The sequence below is a fragment of the uncultured Brachyspira sp. genome (assembly GCF_944390595.1).
Lineage (GTDB): Bacteria > Spirochaetota > Brachyspiria > Brachyspirales > Brachyspiraceae > Brachyspira.
This window is the reverse complement of the sequence record NZ_CALXRN010000173.1, coordinates 1-6,162: the sequence shown is the minus strand read 5'-3', so window position 1 is coordinate 6,162 and position 6,162 is coordinate 1. Positions and strand designations below refer to the sequence as shown.

General features: G+C 28.6%; 8 protein-coding genes. 1 reads left to right on the top strand and 7 read right to left on the bottom strand.

Going from position 1 to position 6,162, the window contains the following annotated elements; translation table 11 throughout:
• Positions 1-1,085 (top strand): NADP-specific glutamate dehydrogenase (gene gdhA / locus Q0J90_RS10100; protein ID WP_297277779.1); only part of this gene is annotated, 1,085 nt, incomplete at its 5' end.
• A gap of 112 nt (positions 1,086-1,197) precedes the next feature.
• Here the strand turns inward: gdhA and Q0J90_RS10095 are convergent.
• From Q0J90_RS10095 to Q0J90_RS10065, 7 genes are all read right to left on the bottom strand, one after another.
• Positions 1,198-1,398 (bottom strand): flavin reductase family protein, encoded by a 201-nt coding sequence (locus Q0J90_RS10095; RefSeq protein WP_297277778.1) that lies wholly within the window; start codon positions 1,396-1,398, stop codon positions 1,198-1,200.
• A gap of 17 nt (positions 1,399-1,415) precedes the next feature.
• Positions 1,416-1,700 (bottom strand): flavin reductase, encoded by a 285-nt coding sequence (locus Q0J90_RS10090; protein WP_297277777.1) that lies wholly within the window; start codon positions 1,698-1,700, stop codon positions 1,416-1,418.
• A gap of 203 nt (positions 1,701-1,903) precedes the next feature.
• Positions 1,904-2,758, bottom strand: coding sequence for a M23 family metallopeptidase (locus Q0J90_RS10085; protein WP_297277776.1), 855 nt, complete (start codon positions 2,756-2,758; stop codon positions 1,904-1,906).
• Positions 2,755-3,930, bottom strand: coding sequence for a hypothetical protein (locus tag Q0J90_RS10080; RefSeq protein WP_297277775.1), 1,176 nt, complete (start codon positions 3,928-3,930; stop codon positions 2,755-2,757). The genes Q0J90_RS10085 and Q0J90_RS10080 overlap by 4 nt, the downstream gene beginning before the upstream one ends.
• Before the next feature lie 19 nt (positions 3,931-3,949).
• Complete coding sequence (locus tag Q0J90_RS10075; RefSeq protein WP_297277774.1) at positions 3,950-5,131, bottom strand: M23 family metallopeptidase; 1,182 nt, start codon at positions 5,129-5,131, stop codon at positions 3,950-3,952.
• Between the two features lie 22 nt (positions 5,132-5,153).
• Positions 5,154-5,843, bottom strand: coding sequence for a tetratricopeptide repeat protein (locus Q0J90_RS10070; RefSeq protein WP_297277773.1), 690 nt, complete (start codon positions 5,841-5,843; stop codon positions 5,154-5,156).
• 110 nt (positions 5,844-5,953) lie between these two features.
• On the bottom strand, positions 5,954-6,162 hold a 209-nt coding region (locus tag Q0J90_RS10065; protein WP_297277772.1), incomplete at its 5' end, for an imm68 putative immunity domain-containing protein.

Genomic DNA, 6,162 nt, shown 5'->3' with positions numbered 1-6,162 from the left:
TAGGGCCATATAAAGGCGGACTTCGTTTTCACCCATCAGTTTATTTAGGTATTATTAAATTTTTAAGTTTTGAACAAATATTTAAAAATGCACTTACTGGACTTCCTATAGGAGGAGGTAAGGGCGGTTCTCACTTTGACCCTAAAGCAAAAAGCGATAATGAAGTTATGCGTTTCTGCCAAAGCTTTATGACAGAACTTCAAAGACATATAGGATACGATATAGATGTTCCTGCAGGAGATATAGGAGTTGGTGCTAGAGAGATTGGATATTTATTCGGTCAATACAAAAGATTAAAAAATAGATTTGAACCTGGTGTATTAACAGGTAAAGGTTTAGGATACGGCGGTTCATTAGTACGCAGAGAGGCTACTGGATACGGACTTGTATACTTTACTGATCTTATGCTTAAAACTAATGGTAAAAATGGTTTTGAAGGTAAAAAAGTTGTAGTTTCAGGTTCTGGTAATGTTGCTATATATGCTATGGAAAAAGCTTCTCAATTAGGTGCTAAAGTTGTTGCTTGTTCTGACTCTAACGGAGTTATTTATGATGAAAACGGTATCAATTTAGATACTGTAAAAAGATTAAAAGAAGTAGAAAGAAAAAGAATTAAAGAATATGTTAATGCTCATTCTTCTGCTAAATATATTGAAAACGGAAATATTTGGGATATTGCCTGCGATATTGCTTTGCCTTGTGCTACTCAAAATGAACTTGATGCTAAGAGTGCTGAAACATTAGTGAAAAACGGATGCATATCTGTTACTGAAGGAGCTAATATGCCTGCTACTCCTGAAGCTGTTGAAGTATTCCAAAAAGCCGGTGTACTATTCGCACCTGGAAAAGCTACAAATGCCGGAGGAGTTGCTACTTCTGCTTTAGAGATGCAGCAAAATGCTTCTATGGATAAATGGGAATTCGATTATACTGATAACAAACTTAAAAACATTATGGCTAATATTCATAATACTTGTTATCAAACTGCTGAAGAATATGGATTCAAAGGTGATTATTTGAAAGGTGCTAATATAGCAGGATTTGTTAAAGTTGCTGACATAATGATTCCTTATGGTTTAGTTTAATTACTCTATATAGTTTTGATATAATGCCATTAGTATGAAATATTACTAATGGCATTATAAAAAAATGCTTATAAGTTCAAAATATTATGTAAATCTTAAAAGTTTATGATAGTTATGCTTCTTTAGCTGCTCCTATTTTACTATAACTTTCCCAAGCAAATACTGCTTCTTCTTTACTATTAGCATATACTTCCTCAACATTACATATATACAGATAATGATCTCCTGTTTCAATAAATTCTTTTAAATTGCATTGTATTGCAGCAGCACTATGAAGCGGGATTTTTATATCGCTTGTAGGAATTTCCTGCATTGCTATTGAAAATTTTTCTATTTTATCAGTATCTCTTCCGTATACATTCCGCAGCCCATTACAGCTTCTTTAATGTTTTTGCTTGGAATGGTAATTATAACTTTTTTATTTAAACGAACCATTTCTCCGCTATAAGAACTTCTAGCCATTGCATAAGCTATCATATTTGGATTATAAGAAAGATAAGTATACCAAGACACTGTTGTAAGATTAGTGTTTCCATCAGGTTTTTTAGTGCATACTATTGCAACAGGATTTGGAGAAGTAATTTTTGATACATTTGCCAAATTTATTTTTTCCATGAAATGCTACTTGTGTTAAAATAATTTTAAATGATAAGTAATTAATCATAAAAAACAAGTACGAACAATAAAGTAAGAAACTAACTTTGAGTAAAGCTAAAAATTGAAATATTAGCAAATTTATTTAAATTACAAATTTCAAAGTAATTATTTAATATAAAGCAATAATAAATGAAAATGCTATTTAATGTATAATAATTTTTTTAATAGAAGTTAACAGTTCTGCTTAAAATAACAGATTTATTATCAAAATCAGTTACCTCTGTTGTGAATGTATATTTTCCCCTTTTAGGAATAAAATTACCGCCTCTATAAAAATGTGAATCAACACCATAAACTTCTTCAAAAGTATAATTAGGAGATATATAGTAAATATTATCTCTTTTTATAAAATATGTAAAATCATAATCACGCAATAATTCATCATTCATATATATTTTCACTCTTTTTAGTCCCATAGGAATGCTTCCAAGCAAATCATAAGCTTTAACGAATAATTTGATTTCTCCATTATATCTCATAGACATTTGATCTTTTATTTGTATTAATCTGTTTTCTGTTCTCAAATATATACCATGAATTAAAGGTGCTTGTTCTGAGCCTTTAGTGATATTTAAATATTCCAATGGATCTATAACTAATCCTTCCTTCATATTTTCTATTGTTAAATGCAAATGAGCACCTCCGGATCTTCCGCTGTTTCCTGTAAGTGCTACAACATCTTTTTCTGTTACTTTTGCATAAGATTTTTCTATTGTACCTGGTTCTATATGATAATAGTAGCTTCTAACGCTATCCGGATGTTCTATCATAAGTATATTTCCAACTCCGTATATAGGTCTTGTAGGGTCTTCGTATTCATCATGATAATAAACTATTTCGCCGTCTTGTATAGGATAAATTTCCATACCGCTTCCTCCGAAATCTACACCGTTATGGAAATGATCTGTTCTAAATTCTCCGAATGTACTTGTTATTCTTATTCTTGTATTATCTATAGGAATTCTTGCAAATAAAATTGATGATATAATAAATAATAAAAATATATATTTTTTCATAGTTTTATCCTTTTATATGTATAAATCATTTTGTCGCTTACTATCATATATTCATTTTGTATGCTTGATATATCAAGGTAATAAATCCATCCGTTTACAGGTTTTTCAAATATTATTTCTTTAGATTTATTGTCATATACAAAAATTATACTCTTAGAATCTTTTGATACACTCATAATTGTAGAATTAGTTTCACTGTTCAATTTCATATTAATAGCATTTTGCATATTATATTTTTCTAAATTAATTCTGCCCGTTTCTTTTCCTTTGTTTAAAGAGTATAAAACAATATCTCTGTCGGCAAGCATAAATGCAGTCATTGATCTTTCGCTCACATAGGATGATACATGACGTCTTCTATTCAATTGTGTGTCTGAATACCATATTGTGCTTCCCTTAGCATCATAAAGTGTAATATATTCCGGCCTTATCCCGCTTACAGATAGGGCAAAACTTCCATATTCGCTTATAGCTACTGATTTAACTATATTTATTTCGCTTAATATTGTAGATATAGCAAAATCTAAATTTCCATTTCTATTTATATATGCAATATCTCCGCTTGAAAATCCTGCTATATAATCACCTGTATTAAGGGCAAATGCACCGTCTGTTATAATTTCTCCATATTGAATATGTTTGCTTAATGTATTATTATTAAAGTCAAACATTTGTATTTTAGAATTGTCGCTTGAATGGTATACAGTTCTTTTAGCATAAGGAGCTATTTCCGGATAAACGGATGTATTTGTACGCCATATAATAATACCCATATTATTATAAGCATCTATATAATTGCCATACCTTTTATATATAATAAAGTTTTCATTATTTAATGTTGCTAATTCCCCTCTAGATAAATTTGTGCTGTATATTGTATCTCCGTTAAAATCGAAATAATGTATAATTCCTTCCGGCTGAGTGAAAAAATTATGTTTAAATATTCCGTCTATATTAAAATTATTATCATGCGACGGAGATTCTATCGAAGAAACAGATTTATTCCAAATATTTATAATATTGTATTCTTCATTTAATCTGTTTGTACCAAAGAAAAAAATAAACAATATTATAAGAATTAAAGAACTTATAATAGTTAAATATCTAATAAAAAAAGGTTCTATTTGATGTACATTTTCTGAATTTATTATTGGCTTATCTTTTATTTTCATTTATTATTTTTTATCCTAGCTATTTTATTTTAGTTAGAACTTTAGTATTAAATGAAACAGGTTTTTCCAATATGCTTAAAGGATCAAAAGTCATATTTCCGGCTCTCATCTCCCAATGACAATGAGGACCTGTTGACATTCCTGTAGAACCTATAAGTCCTATAACTTCTCCTTTTTTAACATACTGTCCTTCTTTTGCTATTAATTTTGACATGTGGAAGTATGAACTGTATACTCCTTCTCCATGATCTATAACAACACAGTTTCCGCGTACAAATAATTCTCTTGATACTCTTACAACTCCATTATTTGCAGCAATTATAGGAGTACCGTTTGTATTTGCTATATCAAATCCTTGATGATATCTAGCATAGTCTTTTGTATATCCTCTGAATGCTCCGAATCCTGAAGAATATCTTCCTTGAGAAGGCATTATATAAACTTTATCAGCATAATTAGTAGGAGTATAGCTTACGTAAATTTTGCCGTTTAACAATTCTCTTTCTTCTTTTGATTTTTGAGGATTACTTATAATATTTTTCATAGTTGAAGTAACACCTGGTATTTGCTTAGGCTTAGGAGGCGGAGGAGTAAAATCTAGTTTTATGTTTAAAGCTACATCAAGAACTGTTTTATCATTCAATTCTATATTTGAAACAAATTGATATTTTTCATCCTGAGCACCTACATATATACCGAATATGCTTTTATATACTTTCATTTTTTCATCAGCATCTTTAACTTCAAAAAATTTCACTATTGGTCTTGCACTTCCTAAAAGTTTTGAAGATTTTATTTTTATATCATCCTTAGATGTTATGAATATAGTTGAAACTTTTCCTGCATAAAATGGGAAAGGATCAGCATATATTTGCAAATTGCTGTCATAAACTTCAAAATCTTTTAAAGAATCAAAGCTATTATTTCTAGTATAAACTGCTCCGCTTATAAGTTCAGCACCTTTTTCAGTAATTTTTACTTTGCTGTTTTGAGCTATATAATAATATTTATTTTTTATTTTTACTTCCGCTGAAGTCTTCTTTTTAGTTTCTATAATATCATTGTCATTTACTTTATCTAATCCTTTTGTATTAATATCTTTGCCGTCTCTTTTTATTATAATACTGCCTGTATATTGAAAATCATATTCTGCGTATAAAGATATTGAAATTAAAAAAATAATTGTAATGATGTATTTCATAGACTTCCTTTAAATTAAGATTTTATTTTTTATATGATGCTTGATCCAACTGAAGTAAATGTTCTTTAATATCTCTGTTTGTTGGAGCCAATTCAAATGCTTTAGTTAAAAATTCTTTAGCATGTACCAAATCATTTTTTTTAAGAAATGCCCATCCTAAAGAATCTAAATATGCAGGATTATTAGGATCTATTGCTATAGCTTTTTTTATCTCTTCTATTCCTTCTTCTACATCTGTACCAGTATCTGCTAAAATAAAGCCAAGCGAGTTTCTAGCATTGGCACTTTTAGGATCAAGAGTTACTGCTTTTTTTAGATGTTCTATAGCTTTTCTTATATTTCCCTTTTTATAATAAACATATCCTAATGCCGCATGTATTTGAGTATTTTCCACTCCAGATGATAAAGCATCTATAAGTTCAAATTCGGCAAGATCATACATTTCTTTTACTGCATAAATATATCCGACAATAATATGTGCCTGCATAAGCCTAAGAGGATTATCCAATCTTCTCATTATTTTGTCGAATACTTCAAGAGTATTATCATAATCCTGAATTTGTGCATAGGCTAATGCTAAATGGTATCCTGATTCCACATCATTTTTTTCTGAGAAAATTTTTTCTAATGAATCTATGGCTTCTTTATAATTTTCATTTCTAAAAAATTTTATTCCATCTTCTAATTTGCTTCTGCTAGAGCCTATACTCATATATACTCCTGATTTTATTATATATATATTGTATATTTAAATGTAAAAATCTCAATATATTAAAATAAAACTTTTAATAAAAAAATTATGTAAAGTCTATATGTTAAATTTTAATTTATAAATTTTGACATTTCATTTGCTATATATTTTGTCTTTTTTGCAATATTATTAATAGTTTCATCATCACACATATCAGCTAAATCATACTCAGAACCATTAACAGAAAAGTCATTTAATATATTTATAAATGATTCTATATCTTCCTTATCAGCATTTATTGATATATATTTATCTTTTTCAGAATTACTATATAAATCTT